Source organism: Ureibacillus sp. GCM10028918 (genome assembly GCF_042666115.1).
Taxonomy (GTDB): domain Bacteria; phylum Bacillota; class Bacilli; order Bacillales_A; family Planococcaceae; genus Ureibacillus.
This window is the reverse complement of record NZ_JBHTFK010000034.1, coordinates 1-21,430: the sequence shown is the minus strand read 5'-3', so window position 1 is coordinate 21,430 and position 21,430 is coordinate 1. Positions and strand designations below refer to the sequence as shown.

The following is a 21,430-nucleotide window of genomic DNA, read 5'->3' as shown; positions in this document are numbered from 1 at the left end:
GGGATAAAGGGATGAAAAATAGATTATTAGTGCTATTATTTGCTGCGTTGACAATGATTATTTTAGCAGCATGCGGAAACAGTGATACAGATTCTGGAACTGCTGATAACGAATCAGGCACTACTGAAGAAACAGCATCGGCGATTGATGAAATTAAGGAACGCGGCACATTGCGTGTTGCCGTGTTTAGTGATAAACCACCATTCGGTTATGTTGATGCAAATGGGGAGAATCAAGGCTATGATGTGGTACTTGCTAAACGTCTTGCAAAGGATTTACTAGGTGATGAATCAAAAGTAGAGTATGTGTTAACAGAAGCACAAGCACGCGTGGATTTATTAAAATCCGACAAAGTAGATGTAGTGTTAGCGAACTTTACAGTAACACCTGAACGTCAAGAACAGGTGGATTTTGCTAACCCATACATGAAAGTAGCGATTGGTGTTGTTTCTCCAAATTCAGCTGCAATTGAGTCTGTAGAGCAATTGGAAGGAAAGAAAGTGATTGTCACAAAAGGAACTACAGCAGAAACGTATTTCATGAAGAATCACCCAGAAATTGAACTTGTAAAATATGATCAAAACACAGAAGCTTTTGAGGCATTAAAAGATGGACGTGGAGATGCTATGGCTCAGGATAATGCATTATTATTTGGCTGGGCAAATGAAAACCCAGACTTTTCTGTAGCACTATCCTCATTAGGAGATTTAGATTATATTGCTCCCGCTGTTCAAAAAGGGAATACTGAACTACTTGAATGGTTAAATACTGAACTGGAAGCTCTTGGAGAAGAGCAATTCTTCCACAAAGCATATGATGAAACATTAAAGCCCGCTTTTGGTGAAAATATTAGTGCGGATGATGTAGTGGTAGAAGGAAAAATAGAAGAATAAATAGAATAACCCCCCTGTAGATGCTGCTTATACAGGGGGTTTTCAGTTATCGCAGTATGATTGCTACTAATAATGGAATTGTCATTAAAAGCAACACACCGAAGCTCCACAAGATTTGTTTTGGAGTTGACATATTTTTAGGCCTAATACTAATCGTATCATATAAATTATTAAGTGCCTGTTGCTCTTTTTTATATAACATGGTTTGAAATTGTCCGTAATCATCGATAAAGGTAAAAGGTGAGTCTACCCCAAACCTGAGGGAACGAATGTCATCTGTGACATCCTGATTATCGTGAAAATATAAAATGGTAGGAGCAAGTCCTCCAGTCGATTTTGCGATGACATCAATTTCAAATGTTGTCATCTTGTAACCTGCTTCGCCGTTATCCCTTTGATATTGTGTTACTAATCGATTCGATTTCATACATGTCACTCCTTATTGTCATTATGTATGTTCAATAAAACTTATAAGAAGAGCATCCTCAATCACATTTTATCCAGTCTGCGCTATTTTAATGGGGCTACCGATATCTAAATTAATTAAAAAATTTTATTTAACTTAATCTAATATTCCTATATTATTTGAATTATTACAATATTTAGCCAATTAGGAGGCGGTAGAATTGGAAACAACTATTATTCAACAAAGGTTATTCGGTTTACCTACGACGGCTATTTCAGATGCAATAGGCGGGTATACAAATGTTGCTAGTAGCATTAAACCGCTTAGTGATCACTTCAAAATAGCTGGACGGGCTCTTACAGTAAGGTTGCCCGATGGAGAGAATGGGGCTGTTTTAGAAGCTATAAGTAAAGCACAAAAGGGCGATGTAATCGTGATTGATGCAAAAGGAAATACAAACCGGGCAGTAGCCGGGGATTTTGTTATGTCATTAGCAAAGGGTGTAGGGGTACAAGGATTCGTTGTAGAGGGGGTTATACGTGATCTTGCAGCAGTTCGGGAATCAAATTTTCCTGTATTCTCTTTAGGTACAACGGTTGCGGCAGGTTTTAAGAATGGGGGAGGTGCTGTAGGTGTACCGGTTGCAATTGGTGGTGTAACCGTCCATCCAGGTGACTATATAGTTGGCGACTTGGATGGTGTTGTAATCGTTCCCAATAAAGAGGTTGAAAGAATAGCAAGTAAAGCAGAAGATAAAATGCGAAAAGATGAACTGCGTGAATCTGTTGCCTTATCTGGTGGTGAGTCATCCATTCGTGCTTACTTAGATAAGGTTTTGTCAAAATAAAAAGTTGAATATGCAAAGAGCTGAACTTAATATTTCGAGTTTGCTTACATTCAAAAGTCGCGAAAGAAAATCGCGGCTTATTTTGTTTTTTCTGTATGATAATACCATATTATCTCCATCTAACGTTATTCTTATTTCTACATAACGATTACAGCTAAAGTGTTACCTGCAACATAACCTGCAATTTACAACCGTATCAAGGAGACAATCAAGAACCGCATGAATACTTGGCCGCTCTTGTTTCTTTTAGATCTGCGTATTAAGATGGAAATAATCTAGTATTTACTTTTAAAGTATATTAATGATAGTATTTAATTAGCTATATTTCGCTTAATCTTATTTTAAGAGCGGGGGACCCAAATGATTTATACGGATGTCTCCGTTATAGGTGAATTCTGAAAAGAAAGGGCTTACTGTTTCCGAAGTCCTAACCCGAAAGCTAACCTCGTAAGCGTTTAAAGGAAGCGATATGAAGAGATTTAGTTAGTCGATGGTACAAGCTTTTTTGTGTTAATTATATTAATAAGTTTCATTCATATACTTGTTTCCCTTACCAGAGTAATTAATTAAATTAAAAATCATCAAGAAGGTGGGGTAATTAATGAAGTTCAAATTAAGTTTAGCTACGCAAATCTTTATCGGTCTTATTTTAGGGATTGTTGTCGGTGGAATCTTCTATGGAAGCGAAACGGCACAAAGTGTTTTACAGCCATTCGGGGATCTTTTCCTCCGATTGATCAAATTGATTGTTGTACCAATTGTACTTTCTAGTATTATTGTTGCAATTGCTGGTGTTGGTGATTTGAAATCCGTTGGTAAACTGGGTGGTAAATCATTGGCCTATTTCATCGGGATGACATTGATTGCAATTGCAATTGGTCTAGTTTCCGCTAATATATTCCAGCCTGGTTCTGGTATAGATATGAATAATCTAAACCAAACAGATATTTCTAGTTATGTTGATACTTCACATGAACAAGAAGGGAAATCTATTGTAGATACACTTCTTCACATAGTTCCTACAAATCCTATTCAGGCAATGGTTGAAGGCGATATGCTAGCGATTATCTTCTTTGCATTGGTATTGGGTCTTGGTATCGCAGCGATAGGCGAAAGAGGGAAAACGGCATTAAGCTTCTTTGAAGGTATATCACATGCTATGTTCTATGTAACAAACTTATTTATGAAGTACGCTCCTATTGGCGTTTTCGCTTTAATCGGAGTAACAATTTCCAAATATGGTTTTGCATCGTTAATCCCGCTTGCTAAATTAGCGTTAACTGTATATGGAACAATGATTTTCTTTGTAGTTGTTATATTAGGTATTATGGCTAAAATCATTGGGTACAGTATCTTTAAATTAATTAAAGTGATTAAAGAAGAACTAATTTTGGCATTCTCTACATCGAGTTCAGAAACGGTTCTTCCAAGAATTATGGACAAAATGGAACAAGTTGGTGCACCAAAGCATATCTCAACATTTGTTATTCCAACAGGTTATTCATTTAACTTAGATGGATCGGTATTATATCAAGCAATCGCTTCACTATTTGTTGCTCAAATGTACGGTATTCACTTAAGTATTGGTCAACAAATCATGTTAATGCTAGTCTTGATGGTTACATCAAAAGGTATGGCTGGTGTACCAGGTGTATCATTCGTTGTATTATTGGCAACGTTCGGCACAATGGGATTACCACCAGAGGGTCTAATGTTTATCGTAGGTATTGACCGTATTCTAGATATGGGACGTACTGCGGTTAACGTAGTAGGAAACTCATTGGCAGCGCTTGTTGTTGCTAAATGGGAAGGTCAATTTGACCCTAATACTGAAGTTGAAAACACTCAAAAAGCTTAATAAAGCGATATTGTATAAAAATATTCATTCGAGACTATCGGCGTTTAGCGCTGATAGTCTTTTTTCATTGTTTTAGGCTTGGATGATGATTTGATAATGAAAGTCGGCTATAGGATTAGAGTAAAACGGTGAGGTACCCAATCTGAGATGGAAGGTTTGCGATTTTAATGGGGAATTATCCTTGCAAGCGATGTAAACCTAGGTATACTTGTTTTGACTGCGACGAAAACTTGCGACAGTCGTAAATTATCAAGGTACAAAAAAACGACTTAAAAGGTAAAAAACCTCTTAAGTCGTTTAATAAAATAAAAAACCGTATACACAAGAAACGGTTAAGTAGTTGAATGTTTATAAAAAAATGGCGGAGGCAGTAGGATTCGAACCCACGCGCGGTGTAACCCGCCTGTCGGTTTTCAAGACCGATCCCTTCAGCCAGACTTGGGTATGCCTCCGTATAATGTCGAACTGTATCGACAAGAAATAATATATCATGTATTATAACCTTGGTCAATAGTTTTATACGATTTTTTATTGGAGATTGGCAAAAACTTTCTGCTATCATCAAATATATTGAAAAGAGTGTTCAATAAAAACTAAAGTATTTTGTTGAAAGATTGTTTTCCTCAAAAAAGATAATATAAAGATATGAAAATAACTCAAAATAAATGTGCTTTAATAGAAAAACATAACATTTCCAAAATAACCAGAACAAAACATTGCATTTACCCCTTGGTATAAAGTATACTAATTTATGCCGTGCTAGGTGGGGAGGTAGCGGTGCCCTGTAACTCGCAATCCGCTCTAGCGAGACTGAATTCCTTTTCTGAGGCTGTCCGTATGTTTGGTCTGCCTCTTGCACGTAGCGTTGAAGGTTGGGTCCTGCGCAATGGATACCCACGAACCATGTCAGGTCCGGAAGGAAGCAGCATTAAGTGGCTTCATCCATGTGCCGCGGGGTAGCCTAACCTGAGCTGGCGACAAGAGTAACGCTTATGTACGGCTGTCGAAGAAAGGTGCACGGCTTTAATATACATATTAAGCCATGCCATGCAGGCACATATTAAGACAAAATCAACTTAACTGTTGGTTTTGTCTTTTTTTGTTGTGGAAAAAATTTTCGCCAACAGATAATACTCCTCATAAATTTAGTATTCAGAAAACTATCCTATCCATAGTCCCCATTCTCCTATGTAAGCTGCGCACTTTATACGAAAGATTTAGAAGCTACAACTTTTTTGTGCTTAGCACGCCTACCTAAACAAATATTATAAAAGATTCTAATCTAGTCAAACAAATAATAATTGTTGCTGATTTAGAACTTTTCTTATAAACAAATTTTAAGTAATGAAATTTATTACTAACGATTATAGTATTACGAACAATGCGAACAAAATCTAAAAAATAATTAATTATTTGGTAATAATGGAACTTAATTGTAAAATTAACGTACCAATTAAAGAAGGAAAAAGGGGGTTAAGTTTTGTTAAAACGATTAATACCAGTTGTACTGCTATTTTTATTTTTTATTAGTTTCCTACATATAGATAGTGCGAGTGCAGCACCTCAACTAGATGTTCATGCTGAGGCGGGAATATCCAATAAAGTGAAATACCACACACCATTACCGGTCAAATTAACCATCACTAATAACGGCTCAGCGTTTTCGGGTGATTTAGTCATTGATGCGGCCGAGTCATACTCTGTTGGATCGGGATTGGTCTATCCATTAGATCTTGCAGAAGGAGAAACAAAAACCATTCAGCTCTATTTAAATGGATTGTCCGATGATTATTTGTACAGTGGAAATCAACAAGCCAATCTATTTTACTTTTATGAAGGTGGCATTGAAAAGGGAAAACCTGTGGAATATACAGGTACGAAAGTGGTGCGTCCACAATTTCATGAAAAAGAAGCTTCATTTATCTATACGTTGACTGAAAACAGTGACCGATTATCTGCTTTACAACGGTTAAGACAATTTTCAACTTATAATGTGGAAGTTTTCCATGTTAATCAGTTGAAAGGTTTTGAATTGCCATCAGATACAAAAGGATTAGAGATGGCAGATGTTATCGCGGTGGATGAAGTAAGTCTTGCTGATTATTCAGAGAAGCAGCAAGAAGCACTATACAATTGGGTAGAAAATGGCGGAACGCTTCTAATCGGTGCTTCCGATCAAGTGGAGGCATCCGCAGGGCTGTTTAAAGACCATTTGCCCTTAATCCTTTCAAATGAAAGGGTCAGTGTTTCAAAAGAAAGTTTAACTGCACTATCAAAGCAGGGAATCTTTACAGAAGATATTGAAGTTTATCAGGCTCAGCAAAAAGAGGGAAGTGTTCGCTTGCTTGCAGATGGAGATACAACCCTCGCATCAAGCAGGTTGTTAGGTAGTGGACGTGTTATTCAAACAACTTTCTCTTTAGGCGACCAACCACTTTCGGGAATGGATGGTTATGCAAAATTAATTGCTCCAATGTTGAATTTGCAAAACTCAAGACAAAATAATTCGTTTGGAATGTATTACGGTGGCATAAATGAGTACCTTCCTTCTGAAGTCGGGAGTGTGAATGAACTATTCCCTTCTTTTGAAGTATCGACAACATTGCTTGTGATCACAATAATCGTTTATATCTTATTAGTTGGACCGTTACTTTACTTCGTATTAAAAAGAATGGATAAACGGGAACATGCTTGGTGGATTATCCCGGTCCTATCGATTGGACTTTCACTATGTATGTTCATATTCGGGGCAAAGGATCGTTTGCTGCAATCGCAAATTCAACAGTCCGCCTTTTATAAAGTGGAAGGCGAAAATCTTGTTGGGCATTACGTGGAGTCAATCTTAACAAATCGCGGAGGAGACTTTACCTTTACTACAGATGAAAATACGACAGCCGTAGCTTCAAGAAATTCAGCTTTCTATTCAAATCCATCCGAGAGTGTACTGCATGAAAAATCCTATGTAAAAGAGCATGCAAATGGTTCTACTATTAATTTGAAAAACTTAAATTACTGGTCTGTTCAATCCGTTGTGGGGCAGACGAAGATAGAGAATGCAGGGAATATGGATATCCAGTTAACGCTAAAGGACGGAAAAGTCGAAGGAAGCATTACAAACCACTTCCCATTCAAATTAAATGATGTGGCGATATGGTCTGGAACTCGGGAGATTGAGTTAGGGGATATAGAAGCGAACGAAACGCTTGAAGTATCGAAAGAAGTAAAAAACTCTGTTTTACTTGCACCTTCCTTTTCAAATTATAATTACACACAAGCACAATCCAAGGATGATCTAATGCCAGTTCGCCTAGAAAAGTTGAAGTATGGGGTTGGTGCACTGATAGAGGGAGAACGATTACCGGCTATAACTGCCTGGACAAAAGAGGCGTTAGTAGGAATCGAACTTGATGGGAATGCAAAAATGTCGCCGGTAGCCTACATTGCTCAGTCCTTTGAGCCGGCAATCGAATTATCAGGCGAATTTACTCTGGATAAAGAATCTTTGGAAGAAAACCTAGAACCAACAAATGGATCCGGCTATATGGAATTGATGAATGATGCAACAAATGAGTGGTATTTGGATAAAGGGGATTATAATTTCAATATTTCGGCCCCTGAGGAACTTTTGGATGGCACATCTTGGACAGAAGTTTCAATCTCCAATAAAGCCTCCGATCGCACATCACTTGCCGTCTGGAATTGGAGTACATCCCAATTTGAAGATATTCAAGATGCAAGTGCAAGTTACACAAAAAATTTAGACCAATATATATCATCAGAGGGTCAATTGAAAATCCTTGTTCGATTAACGGATGATATGGGGTCACCTGTTAAAATGCCTGATGTTGAAATTAAAGGGGTGGCACAATAATGATGGTGGATATTCAAGGATTAACGAAAAAATATGGCTCCTTTACGGCATTAGATAATTTAACTTTATCATTGGATGAAGGTGTTGTATTCGGCTTTGTAGGAGCGAATGGTGCAGGAAAGTCCACTACATTTTCTATACTTTCCACGCTCCTTTCACCAACTGCCGGGGATGCATTTATCAATGGAAAAAGTGTTGTACGCGAACCGAAAGAGGTACGCAAACAAATTGGCTATATGCCTGACTTTTTCGGTGTTTATGACCAGTTGAAGGCAGATGAATATTTAGATTTTTACGGGGCGAGCTATGGACTGCCTGCAGCAGAACGAAAAGTACTCATTCCGCAATTACTAGAGCTCGTGAATCTAACACAGAAACGCTATGAATATGTTGACTTACTATCGCGTGGTATGAAGCAACGCCTTTGTTTGGCTCGCTCACTTATTCATGATCCGAAGGTATTAATATTAGATGAACCTGCTTCCGGTTTAGATCCCCGTGCCCGAGTAGAAATGAGAGATATTTTAAAGCACTTAAAATCAATGGGGAAAACAATCTTAATTTCATCGCATATTTTGCCGGAACTTGCGGAAATGTGTGATGAAATAGGTGTAATCGATAATGGAAAACTAATCGCCCATGGCAATGTTGCTCAAATTCAAGACCAATTGCAAGGGGATAAACGCATCATTGTAAAGGTAATGGATAATATCGAAAAGGCCCGCGCCTTTTTTGAAGAGGACCCATTAATTAGTTCAATAGAAGTAACACATGGAAAAAACGAAATCGCCTTTACTTATCGCGGAAAAACTAAGGAGCAAGTAAATCTTTTACGAAAAGCATTACTCGCGGATATTTCGATCTTCTCATTAACAGAAGAGGAAAAGGATCTAGAAGATGTCTTTATGGCGATAACGAAGGGGGCGGATGAACAATGATGGAACGCTTTTCAAATCCAGTTTTGTTAAAGGAATTAAAATTACGATTCCGCTCCTTTAAAAGCTTCTCAGGATTAATGTTTTACTTAGCGGTTTTATGTATTTTTGTTACGGGGTTCTTACTAATTTACACACAGTTTTCGGGTACTGCCTTTTTTAGACCGAGTGATAGCTTTACGATGTTTGCTGTTCTAAGTGTGATTCAAATGGGGCTTGTGATGTTCATTACCCCTGGCTTAACTGCAGGAGCAATTAGTACTGAACGTGAAAAACAAACATTGAATATTTTACTGACAACAACTCAAAGCTCCACACAAATTATTGTAGGAAAGCTTTTATCGTCAGTGGCATTTTTAGTATTAATGCTGTTGGCAGGCTTGCCTTTATATAGTCTTGTATTTTTGTTTGGTGGAGTCGCACCTTCACAGTTAATTACAATCTTCCTATTTTATTTGGTGACACTGATTGCAATCGGAAGTATTGGGATTATGTTTTCAACCATCACGAAAAGAACGATTGTATCAATGATCGCTACTTATGGAGCAATGATTTTCTTAGGGGGGATTACGGCTTTCCTATTTTTTGTGGGTATGTCCATGGAGCAAATGTTCATGTATTCGGGAACACCCCAGCCGAATGCAACGCCATTTTCCCCTATTTCATATTTTTGGGCAAGTATTAATCCGGGAGCATTGATGATAACAATTCTTTATCCTGAAATGGCAACAAGCCTGGAGACGGTAGTTGGAATTTCTATCCCAGTTTGGGTGAGCTATTTAATCTTCTATGTGCTATTGACAGTTTTTTGTTTATTAATTGCCATTCGTAAATTACGTGCGAATATGAAAACAAACAGATAAGGAGGAAAAGGAGATGAATCGCCGTCAATCATTAGAGCAATTTATCCATCGGGCAAAAAAAAGTTTAAATTTAGAGCATTCACTTCCTAAATTGCAATATGGAATACTTTTGGCTTTCTCTCTAAGCGCGGCGATTCTACTAGTTTCCCGTTTATTTGTTTTTCCTTATTACCGGGATGCCACAATCTATGTGGGAATCGGAATTTTCATGGCAGCCTTTATTTATATTTGGTGGAAGAGAGTTCGAGAAAAAGAGGCATTGCATCGTTTAGATAGTTTCTATCCTCATAATGAGCTAGTGACGGCTCTTTCCTTAGAGGATGAGTCGAATCCATTAGTAGGTTCCATCATTCAAAAAGCGATAAAAGAATCACCAGTTGCTTTTGAACAATTTATGAAACGTGAAAAAACTCTTTGGAAGCCTAAGGTGTTGGTGGGAATTGTCGTAGTTTTAATCGCGATGGGAGCTCTATCTATTTTCCCTTCCGCAACACAGCAGCAAGCCCTTGTGATAGAAAAAGAGCAGGATGTTATCAATGACCTGGAAAAAGAGGTAGCAGAACTTGAGAAAAAATCTGAAATAAAAGAAACAAAAAAACAGTTGCAAGAATTGCAAAACAAACTAAATGAAATTGAAACCTCTGAGGAAGCCTTGCGGGAAGTAGTGAAGAAACAAAAGGAATTAAAGCTTCAGGAGCAAAAATTAAAGGAAAAGCAAGAGTTGGCAAAGCAGGATAGTAGTGAAGGAACGGACGGCATAAGTGCAAAAGAGCAAAAGCAGCTAGAAGAGCTTATGGAACTGCAAAAAGAAATAGCTAATACTGCCAATAGTACTCAAACGGCCTTAAGTAAGCTTGGAAAACCAATTAGCTTTGATCTGCAAAATGCCATAGCTAGTGAACTTGGCTCGGAGTCAACGGAAAATAGTTCGGAAAATGAACAGAGTGATTCTTCAAGTAAAGGTGATGGACAACAAAGTGGAAACCAAGAAGAGTCACAAGGAGATACGGGAAATAATGCGAACTCTGGTCAACAAAGCCAAGGAAACAATAGCGCTTCTGGTCAAAATGGGCAAGGTCAGGGTCAAGGAAATGGCTCCGGCAACGGTTCCGGCGCTGGTTCTGGGCAAGGAAGTGGAAATGGCGGAATAGGAAGCGGCAAGGGTGGAATTGGAGCTGGAGTAGGTCAGGGTGACCGCGATTTACTTTCCATTCCAGATCGAGTGGGTGGTAGCAGTGAAACAACCGTTGATGGTGGTTCACTAGGTGAAGGAACAGCGGTTGGGGAACAGAAAGGACCTGTTCCGGTTAAAAAAGGAACGGTTCGACCTTATGAAGAAGTCATAGGGGACTATAAGGACAGCTACTTAGAAAGCTCAGAGAGAATGCAGCTACCAAAGGATTTGCAAGACATTGTACAATCATATTTTTCTTCCATAGAGTCGGAATAAGGAGGTTCTACGAAATGCCTTTTAGTGAACAGCAATATAACGAAATAAGTCAGGAATTACAGCTGGTAAAACAAGAGATAGGGAAATTCATAGTTGGGCAAGAAGAAGCCATAGAATTTACACTGTACTCCGTATTAGCCGATGGTCATGCCTTGTTAGAGGGCTTGCCAGGTCTCGGGAAAACAATGTTAATACGAACAATTTCAGAAGTATTGGATCTATCCTTTTCCCGTATTCAATTCACTCCGGATTTAATGCCTACTGACATTACGGGGACGAATATTATTGAGCGAACAGAGAACGGAAAACAGCAATTTGTCTTTCAGCCGGGACCGCTCTTTAGCCAGATGGTCTTAGCGGATGAAATAAATCGGGCAACACCCAAAACGCAAAGTGCCTTGCTTGAAGCAATGGGGGAGAAAACCGTTACGATTTTAGGAGATACAAAGAAAATGGCAAAACCTTTCTTTGTTTTAGCGACGCAAAACCCGATTGAGATGGAAGGAACCTATCCATTGCCGGAAGCACAGATGGACCGCTTTTTATGCAAAATAGTAGTCCCTTATCCATCTAAAAAAGAATTAATGGAAATTATGAAACGTACAACGGGTGCGATAGAAGTGGAATTAGATAAAGTGATGAACAGTGACGGTCTGATTTTAGCACAGCAGATGGTAAAAGAAGTATTGGTTGCAGATGAAATGATGGAATATGCAGTGAATCTAGTTGTCGCTACAAATCCACAAGGAGAAATGGCTCTGCCGGATGTTCAGCAATATGCGATGTATGGAAGTGGTCCTCGTGGCTTGCAAAGTATCATTAAATTGGCAAAAGCACGTGCAGTTATGCAAGGGCGCTTCCATGTATCGATTGCAGACATTAAATCAGTTGCTAAACCAGCTCTTCGTCACCGAATGATGATGAATTATGAAGGAGAAGCAGAGGGAAAAACGTCAGATGATTTAATCGAAAGTATTTTGAATTCAATCCAACAAGGCGTGGGGCTATGAATAATCAAAAATTAATATTACCTGATGAATGGGTTTCGAAAATTAGTCGCTTATCCATAGCAACTTCCTCTAAATTACGGGGGCAGCATAAAGGTGGCAATCGTTCTCAACGATTCGGTTCGTCCCTTGATTTTTCTGATTTTCGCGAATACACATTGGGGGATGATGTGAGGCAGGTCGACTGGAATGTGTATGCAAGGACGGAAAAATACTTTATTAAACGGTTTCTAGATGAGCAAGAGATGCGGGTACATATCTTATTGGATGCTACGCGGTCAATGAATGAAGAAAAGAAGTGGGTGTTTGCAAGACAAATTGCTTCGGCTATTGGACTAATGGTGCTTAATCGGGATGATCGGCTGTCCTTTTCTTATGTAGGAGAAATGAGTGCTCTTCCCTTCAGACGCAAAGGCGCAACCTACAGAAAACACTTTTTGCAAATTGTTTCCGGTTTGGAAAAAGCAAACGGTACAAGCAGTTTTGCGCGGGAAGGGTTCAAAGTATTGCCTAAGGATAGTACTGTTCTATTTGTTATTACAGATGGGCTTGAACCAATAGCCCAATGGGAGGAATTTTTCAAGCGATTACCGCGATTTGCAGGGGATATTCGCTGCATTCAAATTTTGACGGAGAATGAATTGAATCCCTCCTATAAAGGAGATGTCCGTTTAATTGATGCTGAAACCGCACGGGATGTGAATGTGTCTGTTTCAAATCGTGTGTTGGCTGCCTATGAAAAATCAAGAGAAGCGCACGAAAAAGAATTTGATGCTTTATCCAATCGTTTTGGAATTCGTAAAATACAACTTGTAGTGGAGGATGGGTTACAAAATGCCATTTTCCATAAATTACTCAAATCGCATTGGGTACAGTGAGGTGAAGCTATTTGGGATTTACTAATCTACTGTTTTTATGGACCGCATTCATACCGGTTATCGTCCTGCTTTATTATTTCTTCCGTAAAAAATATACGGACCAGCCTGTCTCTTCAACTCTCTTTTGGGATGAAGTTATGCAGGAAACAAAAGTTTCGCCTTATTTAAAGCACTTACAAAAAAATGCCCTTCTTTATTTGCAACTATTAGCCCTTATTTTGTTTGTACTCGCTCTCATGAATCCATTTGTTAAAACAACAGAAATTGCAGGGGAACAGTCAATTTGGATTGTGGATACGTCAGCTAGTATGCTTGCTAAGGATGGAGAAAGTACAACTTTTGATCACCATAAAAAAGAAATGAAGACTTTGGCTTCGGCTTTAAACGGTCGGCCAGTAACGATTATAACCACTGGAGATGAACCGAAAACAATCGTTCGTCAAGAAACACGAAGATCCGTCATACATAATGCGATTGAAGATATAGAAGTAACATATGAAGAAGAACAACTATCTAAAGCATTTGATATGGCAACAGCATTTATAGGTGAATCGGCAACCTCTATTTACTTATTTACGGATTCGGTTGAACGTGAAGAGCTTCCAATCGAAAGTGAAAAAGTAACGTGGGTCGTAAAAGGCGCAAGTAAAGAGCTTGAAAATGTATCGATTACCCGATTAGCAGCAACAGCATTAGAAGATACGGTTTTAGCTCTTGTCCGGCTAAAAAATGAGGCGGAAAGTACAAAAGTAGTTCAGCTTTCTATATTGGATGGAGAGGATAACCGAGTCATTCAAGAGGAGGTTACGCTGCAAGTCGGAGAAGAATGGTCCAAAACCTTTGAGGGCCTTCCTTTGACGAATTTATTAATTGCAACGATCCAAGTAGAAGATGATTATGAAATGGACAATACGATGGTCACTTTGATAGGAAGTGGAACGTCGGAAATTGTAATTGACCAACAAATGCATCAGCTTGTTCAAAAGGGGTTTCAAGCTTTGAATACAGATGTGAAAATTGTCCCTTCAGATCAGTTATTGGGTATGGAGGATGTAATGATCGTGACAAATCAAAAAGAACTTCTTGAAAAATCCTCCTCACCAATCGTGTTGATTGGACGGGATGATGTAGATGCTCAAGAGGTAAACGCCCTTGTGGATGTTTCACAGGACTCGTTATTTGCTTTTAGTTCATTAGAAGATGTCTATGTTAGTTCGCTCTATCCGGCTTTTGATGACTTTACAACGATTGCAACAATTGATGGAAAACCTTTTGTTCAACGGTCATCAAGAGGAGATATAGTGATTTTAGCCGATATCGGGCAGACAGATTGGCCGCTTCATCCTTCATTCCCGCTTCTATTATGGGGGATTCAAAATGAGTTAATGGAAGGAACACAAAACCTAGGTACATTTTCTCCGAATGAAAGTCGAGCTGTTTCACTATCAATGGGGGAATGGTCGATTTATTCCAGCGAGGATGAGTATATCTCCTCTGTAGAAGGGGGAAGTGAGTTTAGAGCTCCGACCATTCCGGGAGCTTACACCATCAATTCAAAGGAAGAAGAAAAACAATTTATTGTTCAGCTCTCAAGTGGAGAACGTTCAATACAAGAAGGAACTAGCTTCGAATTAGGAACGATTCAAAACGGTGGAGAAGAAGAAACAACCAAGAAATCATTTGTACAATGGTTACTAATACCGATTCTTTTATTACTTGTACTAGAGTGGGAGGTGCAAAGAAGACGTGGATTTGCGAATTGATCACCCACTGGCACTATTGCTGCTCATTCCTCTTATTGGTTATTTCATTTGGACATGGTGGCAACATCGAAAGCAATTAAAGAAGAATCAACAAATCGTCTTTGGTATACGAATTCTTGCAGCTATCCTATTAGTATTTGCGATTTGCTCTCCATACCTTTTGCTGCCGGTTAAAGAAGAACAGGTTGTATTTTTAATTGACCGTTCTGCGTCATTGGAGGGGATAGAAGATCAAGCAATTTCCTTTATAGAAGAAAGCTTGCAATCGAAGGAAGAAAAGCATCGTGTAGGTGTGTATTCCTTTGCATCCAATCTCCAAACAGAGTCGATGTTAACGGAAACATTAGAGCATGTTCCGGAACTAGGTGATATGGTAAATAAAGGAGAAACAAATATTGCGCGGGCAATACAACTGGCTACTGGAGTTGTAGACCTAAAAAAGGCAACGCGTATTGTCTTGTTGACAGATGGTTTAGAAACTAAGGGTGATGCAGTAGGGCAATTAACAAAGTTAACGGATTCAAATGTTTCAATTGATGTTGTTCAGTTAAGCCAAAATGTAGCGGCGGACGTTTCGATTCAAAGCTTTACAACACCTCAAGTAGCATATGCTGGGGAACAACAACAACTAGTAACAGAAATTGAATCAACAACAGCCACACAAGGGGAACTTTATTTATACGAAAATGATCAACTCATCTATCAGGAACCAGTTCAACTAGAAGAAGGAGCAAATGTATTTACCTACCGTCATGTCGGACAGGCAGAAGGGTTGGTGAAGTATGAAGCCCTTGTCCAAGTGGATGAGGATGCCATTTTAGAAAATAATAAATTAACCAGTGTCACAATGGTGCAAAGTACGCCGAGAATCTTGATTGTTAGTGACCGAGAAGAAGGTTCATCCATTGCTTCTGCGATTGGGACGAATTCAGTCAATTATGATGTAATCTCCTCCAGTGAATTACCGAATTCTCTATCAAGCTTTTTACACTATAATGCGATTATTTTTGATAACATCCCTGGACACCTTGTTGGTGAAGGGAAAATGAGTATTATCGAGCAAGCCGTGAAAAATTTCGGCGTCGGTTTTATGATGGTCGGCGGTGAAAACAGCTTTGGTCTTGGAGGATATTTTAAAACTCCGATAGAAGCACTTTTACCTGTTGAAATGGAAGTGAAGGGGAAACAGCAATTACCTTCCCTTGGACTGGCGATTGTCCTTGACCGCTCTGGAAGTATGATGGGACCTAAGATTGAGTTAGCAAAAGAAGCAGCAGCTCGGTCCGTGGAATTGCTTCGGGATGGAGATACTCTAGGTTTTATCGCTTTCGATGACCGACCATGGGAAGTTATAGAAACAGCACCTCTCACGGATAAAGAAAAGGCGGTAAATACGATTTTATCAATCGCTCCAGGTGGCGGGACAGAAATCTATTCCTCATTGGAGTTAGCTTATGAAAATTTAACAGACCTCCAATTGCAACGGAAGCACATTATCTTGCTAACGGATGGCCAGTCTTATACAGCTAGCAGTTATGAAGACTTAATCGCAGCTGGAAAAGAAAATAATATTACGTTATCCACTGTTGCCATTGGGGCCGATGCGGATGCCGCTTTATTGGAAAGTTTAAGCGAGTGGGGAAGTGGACGTTTCTATAGTGTCCTCGATGAAACGACCATACCTTCCATTCTGTCACGGGAAACGGCAATGATATCAAGAACATATATCGAAGACAATCCTTTCTATCCTATTATTTATAGTGCAGAAGGATGGGATGCGCTGTTTGAAGCAGGTGTTCCACAAATGAATGCTTACATTGGTACAACTGCAAAGCAAACAGCCATGGTAATAGCAGAAAGTGAGAAAGAAGATCCTGTATTGGCAGAATGGCAATATGGGTTAGGTCGGACAATTGCCTTTACATCGGATTCAACGGGAGTATGGACTGGCGACTGGGCACGTTGGGAGGAATGGCCAAACTTCTGGCAAACAGCAGTTTCAAGAATGCTGCCAACCTATAATGAAATTGCCTATGATATCCGCCTGGATGCACAAGGGTCATTTGTCATCACCGATCCAACCAACCAGGCGGCACTTTTGGATATAGCCGTTGTCAATGAGTTTGGTGAAGAACTTGAGGTTCAAATGGAACCTATGTCTGCGAGTAAAGTGCGCGCTACAGTTGAAGCGAATCCGGGACTAGTTTTCTTCCGAATTACAAGTGGAGACGGCACAATTTATCAAGCCGGTCGAACAATTCCTTATAGTAAGGAATATCAACTACATCCACCAAACGAAACGTTATTAGCGCAAATGACAGAGAGAACTGGCGGGGAAATGTTAGATGATCCAACCGAGACCTTCCGTGAATTTACAATGAAGAGTGCAGAAAAACAAAGTATTACATTGTGGCTTGTCTTAGCGAGTATGCTATTGTTCTTTATTGATATTACGATTCGGAGAATTGGATGGAGCTTCCTACAAACTTCCGGACGAGTGAAGAAAACCTCGACGGTAGCCGAAATGCCTGCCGAAGAAACAAATGTCGCTCAGCTGCTGAAGGAAATGAAGAAGAAATAAATTTTAAAAAAAGTAACATTTGAACATATTGCATTGGAATTTATATAAATGAGGAGCTGCTATTTGAACTTAGTGGCTCCTTATTTTTTCGGTGACTAATTTTATAAAAACTGAATGGCAATTTTACCGTTGGAAGGGAAAAGAGCCGCACACCTATGATATAATATAGCTACTAGACTAAAGGGAAAAGAGAAGGGGTGACAATAGTTGACATATCAAGCGTTTTACCGTGTTTATAGGCCGCAAAGCTTTCGGGAAATGTCCGGTCAAACACACGTAAAAAGAACCCTTCAAAATGCGCTGCTAGCAAATAAAACAACACATGCTTACCTTTTTTCAGGTCCTCGTGGAACAGGGAAAACAAGTACAGCGAAAATATTTGCAAAAGCATTAAACTGTGAAAAAGCTCCGTCCGGTGAGCCTTGTAACGAATGTCCAACATGCTTGAGCATTACAGAAGGTTCGCATCCAGATGTGATTGAATTTGATGCTGCTTCCAACTCACGTGTTGAAGAAATGCGTGACATCATTGAAAAGGTAAGGTTTGCTCCGGCGAATGCACGTTTTAAAGTGTACATTATTGATGAAGTGCATATGCTTTCAACAAGTGCTTTTAATGCACTATTAAAAACACTGGAAGAACCACCTCCTCATGCGGTATTTATTTTGGCGACAACAGAGCCTCATAAATTGCCCGCAACAATTATTTCACGCTGTCAACGGTTTGATTTCAAGCGATTATCCTCAAATGATATTTTAGAGCGAATGAAAGTGGTATTAGAGGATATTAATTTGCCTTATGAGGAACAGGCGTTAAAAGTAATTGCACAAGCTGCAGCTGGTGGGATGCGTGATGCCTTAAGCTTATTGGACCAAGTTGTCTCATTTAGCGGCGAAACGTTGACACTAGAAAATGCTTTACTTGTAAGTGGCTCCATTAGCCAAGATATCTTTTATGAGGTTATACAGTCATTAAAGGCAAAAGAAATAGCCAAAGTATTAACTGCTATAGAAGAGCTAATTGCGGATGGAAAAGATCCGCTGCGCTTAGCGGAGGATTTAATTACGTTCTTCCGAGATTTGTTGTTATTACAAACAAGCAGCGAGCTAACAGAGTTGCTGGAACTTGTATCTCCTGAGGACAAGTTTATCCAACTGGCACATGAATTTAGTGCCGATACACTTTACGGATATATCGATATACTATCTAAAACACAACAAGAAATGCGCTTCTCTCATCATACAAAAATCTATTTGGAGACTGCTCTTTTGAAGATGGCGCAAATCCCGAATAGCGGTGCAGTAAGTGCTCAAGCCCAAGTAGGCAGTGTGGTAATAGATTCTGCCATTAATGAAAAGGTAGCGAATCTTGAAAAAATGGTGCAACAGTTAACAATGCAGCTCCAAAATGGTGTTCAGGTACAAGTGAATAGCGGTGTTCAGCAGAAAGAGGCAGCTCGCCCTCGTGCTAAATCGAATAACTTCAATGCACCCATTGGCCGTATTCGCGAAGTGTTAAAAGGTGCTACAAAGCAAGATATTCATAACATAAAAAATGCATGGGCACAGTCTTTGAATCAGCTGCAAAAATCGCAAGCGGCACTATTGGCAGAAGCAGAGCCTGTTGCTGCTTCAAGTAGTGCATTTGTGATAAAATTCAAGTATGATATACATTGTCGAATGGTTGCCGAAAACAGAGAGTTTACTAGCCTTTTCGCTCAAAGTTTATCTCAATTGACAGGAACTATGTATGAGATTCTATGCATACCTGAAAACGATTGGATGACCCTGCGTCAAAATTTTATTAAAGAAAACGGTCTGAATCAGAAAACAGGAACTTCAGAAGATGGGTCAAATGTAGATAGAGACAATGACGAGGAACCATTTATTGATGATGCACAAGAAATTGCTTCAGAGGACCCTTTGATTGTAGAAGCAGAGAAGATGTTTGGTAAGGATTTTGTTGAGGTAGTCGAAGATTAACTTAAAATCCTGGTGCACTGCTTTCAAGAGTATAAATTTTATCTGATCCAAATTAAAAAATTAAATAATATTAGGAGGAATTTTATTATGCGCGGTATGGGAAATATGCAAGGTATGATGAAGAAAATGCAAAAAATGCAAAAGGAAATGATGCAAGCTCAAGAAGAGCTAAATGCAAAGGAATTTGAAGGTACTGCTGGTGGCGGTATGGTAACAATTACGTTAAACGGTCAACGTGAAGTACTTGGCGTGAAATTAGATCCATCTGTAGTTGATCCAGAAGATGTAGAAATGTTAGAAGACTTAATCGTTGTTGCTACAAATGAAGCATTAAAGAAAGTAGAAGAAACGACTTCATCAACAATGGGTAAATTCACTCAAGGATTAAACCTTCCATTCTAGGAGGAAACATAAATGTATTACCCTGAACCAATATCAAAGCTCATTGATAGCTTTATGAAATTGCCAGGTATCGGTCCGAAAACTGCGGCTCGACTGGCATTTTTCGTTTTAACCATGAAAGAAGATACGGTATCAACCTTTGCTAAAGCTTTAATCGATGCAAAAAGAAATTTAATGTATTGCTCTGTTTGTGGGCATATTACAGATGTAGACCCATGTCACATTTGTTCTGATAAACAGCGTGACATATCGACAATTTGTGTTGTTCAAGACCCAAAAGATGTGATTGCAATGGAAAAAATGCGTGATTATCAAGGACTTTATCATGTTTTGCACGGTGCTATCTCACCAATGGATGGAGTAGGGCCGGAAGATATCAATGTACCTTCTTTAATCACACGCTTACAAGATGAACGGGTAAAAGAGCTTATTTTGGCAACAAACCCGACAATTGAAGGGGAAGCAACAGCTATGTATATCTCTCGTCTTGTAAAACCATCCGGAATTCGTACAACACGCATTGCACACGGTTTACCGGTAGGCGGCGATTTAGAGTATGCGGATGAAGTTACTTTATCAAAAGCATTGGAAGGCCGCCGCGAATTATAGGGAATTTTCATCACCTTTTAAAAGCGTTAACAGTGAGATTTGTTGCAATTGTTTACCCACTCTTTTTGTATTAGTTTTAATAACATGTTTTCGCACATAGTTTGTTCTGGATACAACTCCAACAAAAAAATGATTTAGGCGTTGTTGTCCCATGATATTAGTAGTATAAGGTGAGTGGAGTAGTGTGATATTTAGTCGTAAAGGGAAATTAAAGAGAGAATTTGATGAAAAGCTAGTCAATCTTATAAAAGAGACAAAAGATGACTGGAGTAGTGCCAAAGTGATTGAAGATCTTGTAGATGATTATAATTTAGAGGTCATCGCAAATCGGAAAATTGCGGAAAGTATTCATTTCTATTTATTTAAAGAAGCACGAATTCGAAAAATATTAATTAAATAATCATACTAAGGGTAGCCACTAAAGCATATGCTCCTATGAATAGATATTCGTAAAGGGGAGACATATTTGACAACATACATAGCAATTGGTGTTGTTTGTGCGCTACTTTTTTTAGGTATATTAATAGGAAGAAAAGTAGGATTCGGTGTTGTTTTTGAAAAATTGGCGATTCTTTGGTTTAAACTTGCTTGTTCTTTTGCTTTATTGTACATAGCTCATATTATAGTAGATGGGTATGATATAGTTGTCCCTGTCAATTTGTTTTCAGCACTGACAATAACGATTTTAGGGATACCAGGCGTTCTTTGTATTGGAGTATTAACAGTACTCCAATAATTTTTTTGTCTAAATCTATTGCAATTGCATTATAATGGTGATATATTAATACAAGTCACTAAAACACATCAAAAATTTACTATAAAGCGAAGAAAATTATTTATTGACTTTAGCTCCAATAGTTGATATGATATGGAAGTTGTCTATCAATGAAGTGTTGAAAAACTTTTTGTAAAAAATGTTTGACACCGATATGGATAAGGTGATACAATTTAAAAGTTGTCGCGAAGATAATGCGATAGCGATGAACCTTGAAAACTGAACAACAAAACGTTAATGAAACATAGTTTCTTCTATTAATTTAGAGAAACAAAATTTTGGACATCAAAATTGATGCCAGCAGATGTT

Annotated in this window: 17 protein-coding genes, 1 tRNA gene, 1 other RNA gene and 1 riboswitch; of the genes, 17 read left to right on the top strand and 2 right to left on the bottom strand. The window is 38.8% G+C overall.

Features of this window, described 5'->3' with window-relative positions:
• Nucleotides 1–11 precede the first annotated feature (11 nt).
• On the top strand, nt 12–893 hold the full coding sequence (locus ACFQU5_RS16645; RefSeq protein WP_390290293.1) for a transporter substrate-binding domain-containing protein: 882 nt from the start codon (nt 12–14) through the stop codon (nt 891–893).
• Between the two features lie 46 nt (nt 894–939).
• On the opposite strand, the gene ACFQU5_RS16640 is transcribed toward ACFQU5_RS16645, so the two are convergent.
• Nucleotides 940–1,320, bottom strand: coding sequence for a sodium:proton antiporter (locus ACFQU5_RS16640; protein WP_390290290.1), 381 nt, complete (start codon nt 1,318–1,320; stop codon nt 940–942).
• A 199-nt stretch (nt 1,321–1,519) separates the two neighbouring features.
• Between ACFQU5_RS16640 and ACFQU5_RS16635 the strand changes: the two genes are divergently transcribed.
• The gene (locus ACFQU5_RS16635) at nt 1,520–2,146 is read left to right on the top strand and encodes an RraA family protein (protein WP_390290287.1); all 627 of its coding nucleotides are present in this window, start codon (nt 1,520–1,522) and stop codon (nt 2,144–2,146) included.
• A 317-nt stretch (nt 2,147–2,463) separates the two neighbouring features.
• Nucleotides 2,464–2,615, top strand: a riboswitch (cyclic di-AMP (ydaO/yuaA leader).
• 132 nt (nt 2,616–2,747) lie between these two features.
• A complete protein-coding gene (locus ACFQU5_RS16630; protein ID WP_390290284.1) occupies nt 2,748–4,004 on the top strand; it encodes a cation:dicarboxylate symporter family transporter in 1,257 nt (418 codons plus the stop codon).
• Between the two features lie 359 nt (nt 4,005–4,363).
• On the opposite strand, the gene ACFQU5_RS16625 is transcribed toward ACFQU5_RS16630, so the two are convergent.
• Nucleotides 4,364–4,456: transfer RNA gene (locus ACFQU5_RS16625), tRNA-Ser, on the bottom strand.
• A gap of 302 nt (nt 4,457–4,758) precedes the next feature.
• Between ACFQU5_RS16625 and ffs the strand changes: the two genes are divergently transcribed.
• From ffs to ACFQU5_RS16555, 14 genes are all read left to right on the top strand, one after another.
• An RNA gene (gene ffs, locus ACFQU5_RS16620) (signal recognition particle sRNA large type) lies at nt 4,759–5,025 on the top strand.
• 459 nt (nt 5,026–5,484) lie between these two features.
• Entirely contained in the window at nt 5,485–7,875 is a 2,391-nt protein-coding gene (locus ACFQU5_RS16615; RefSeq protein WP_390290281.1) for a hypothetical protein, read from the top strand.
• A gap of 2 nt (nt 7,876–7,877) precedes the next feature.
• Nucleotides 7,878–8,813, top strand: coding sequence for an ABC transporter ATP-binding protein (locus tag ACFQU5_RS16610; protein ID WP_390290363.1), 936 nt, complete (start codon nt 7,878–7,880; stop codon nt 8,811–8,813).
• Nucleotides 8,810–9,673: an ABC transporter permease gene (locus ACFQU5_RS16605; RefSeq protein ID WP_390290278.1), complete on the top strand. Its 864-nt coding sequence runs from the start codon at nt 8,810–8,812 to the stop codon at nt 9,671–9,673. The genes ACFQU5_RS16610 and ACFQU5_RS16605 overlap by 4 nt, the downstream gene beginning before the upstream one ends.
• A gap of 13 nt (nt 9,674–9,686) precedes the next feature.
• Nucleotides 9,687–11,123: an AAA family ATPase gene (locus tag ACFQU5_RS16600; protein ID WP_390290275.1), complete on the top strand. Its 1,437-nt coding sequence runs from the start codon at nt 9,687–9,689 to the stop codon at nt 11,121–11,123.
• A 14-nt stretch (nt 11,124–11,137) separates the two neighbouring features.
• Entirely contained in the window at nt 11,138–12,133 is a 996-nt protein-coding gene (locus tag ACFQU5_RS16595) for an AAA family ATPase (protein ID WP_390290272.1), read from the top strand.
• On the top strand, nt 12,130–13,008 hold the full coding sequence (locus tag ACFQU5_RS16590; protein WP_390290269.1) for a DUF58 domain-containing protein: 879 nt from the start codon (nt 12,130–12,132) through the stop codon (nt 13,006–13,008). Before ACFQU5_RS16595 ends, ACFQU5_RS16590 begins: the two co-directional genes overlap by 4 nt.
• 11 nt (nt 13,009–13,019) lie before the next feature.
• The gene (locus ACFQU5_RS16585; protein WP_390290266.1) at nt 13,020–14,771 is read left to right on the top strand and encodes a vWA domain-containing protein; all 1,752 of its coding nucleotides are present in this window, start codon (nt 13,020–13,022) and stop codon (nt 14,769–14,771) included.
• Nucleotides 14,755–17,352, top strand: coding sequence for a VWA domain-containing protein (locus ACFQU5_RS16580; protein WP_390290263.1), 2,598 nt, complete (start codon nt 14,755–14,757; stop codon nt 17,350–17,352). The genes ACFQU5_RS16585 and ACFQU5_RS16580 overlap by 17 nt, the downstream gene beginning before the upstream one ends.
• A gap of 207 nt (nt 17,353–17,559) precedes the next feature.
• Complete coding sequence (dnaX, locus tag ACFQU5_RS16575; RefSeq protein WP_390290260.1) at nt 17,560–19,335, top strand: DNA polymerase III subunit gamma/tau; 1,776 nt, start codon at nt 17,560–17,562, stop codon at nt 19,333–19,335.
• Nucleotides 19,336–19,422: 87 nt separating this feature from the next.
• Nucleotides 19,423–19,737, top strand: coding sequence for a YbaB/EbfC family nucleoid-associated protein (locus tag ACFQU5_RS16570; protein WP_301139749.1), 315 nt, complete (start codon nt 19,423–19,425; stop codon nt 19,735–19,737).
• Nucleotides 19,738–19,749: 12 nt separating this feature from the next.
• Nucleotides 19,750–20,346 carry a recombination mediator RecR gene (recR, locus tag ACFQU5_RS16565; RefSeq protein ID WP_390290256.1) on the top strand — a complete coding sequence of 199 codons (597 nt, stop codon included), beginning with the start codon at nt 19,750–19,752 and terminating at the stop codon, nt 20,344–20,346.
• 184 nt (nt 20,347–20,530) lie between these two features.
• Nucleotides 20,531–20,746 (top strand): YaaL family protein, encoded by a 216-nt coding sequence (locus ACFQU5_RS16560; protein ID WP_390290254.1) that lies wholly within the window; start codon nt 20,531–20,533, stop codon nt 20,744–20,746.
• Between the two features lie 66 nt (nt 20,747–20,812).
• Nucleotides 20,813–21,082, top strand: a complete 270-nt coding sequence (locus tag ACFQU5_RS16555; RefSeq protein ID WP_390290251.1) for a pro-sigmaK processing inhibitor BofA family protein — start codon at nt 20,813–20,815, stop codon at nt 21,080–21,082.
• Nucleotides 21,083–21,430 lie beyond the last annotated feature (348 nt).

Coding starts and splice junctions, on each gene's coding strand:
- ACFQU5_RS16570 (WP_301139749.1), top strand. CDS start 19,423: ATGCGCGGTATGGGAAATATGCAAGGTATGATGAAGAAAATGCAAAAA.
- ACFQU5_RS16590 (WP_390290269.1), top strand. CDS start 12,130: ATGAATAATCAAAAATTAATATTACCTGATGAATGGGTTTCGAAAATT.
- ACFQU5_RS16610 (WP_390290363.1), top strand. CDS start 7,878: ATGGTGGATATTCAAGGATTAACGAAAAAATATGGCTCCTTTACGGCA.
- ACFQU5_RS16600 (WP_390290275.1), top strand. CDS start 9,687: ATGAATCGCCGTCAATCATTAGAGCAATTTATCCATCGGGCAAAAAAA.
- ACFQU5_RS16640 (WP_390290290.1), bottom strand. CDS start 1,320: ATGAAATCGAATCGATTAGTAACACAATATCAAAGGGATAACGGCGAA.
- ACFQU5_RS16645 (WP_390290293.1), top strand. CDS start 12: ATGAAAAATAGATTATTAGTGCTATTATTTGCTGCGTTGACAATGATT.
- ACFQU5_RS16630 (WP_390290284.1), top strand. CDS start 2,748: ATGAAGTTCAAATTAAGTTTAGCTACGCAAATCTTTATCGGTCTTATT.
- ACFQU5_RS16595 (WP_390290272.1), top strand. CDS start 11,138: ATGCCTTTTAGTGAACAGCAATATAACGAAATAAGTCAGGAATTACAG.
- ACFQU5_RS16605 (WP_390290278.1), top strand. CDS start 8,810: ATGATGGAACGCTTTTCAAATCCAGTTTTGTTAAAGGAATTAAAATTA.
- recR (WP_390290256.1), top strand. CDS start 19,750: ATGTATTACCCTGAACCAATATCAAAGCTCATTGATAGCTTTATGAAA.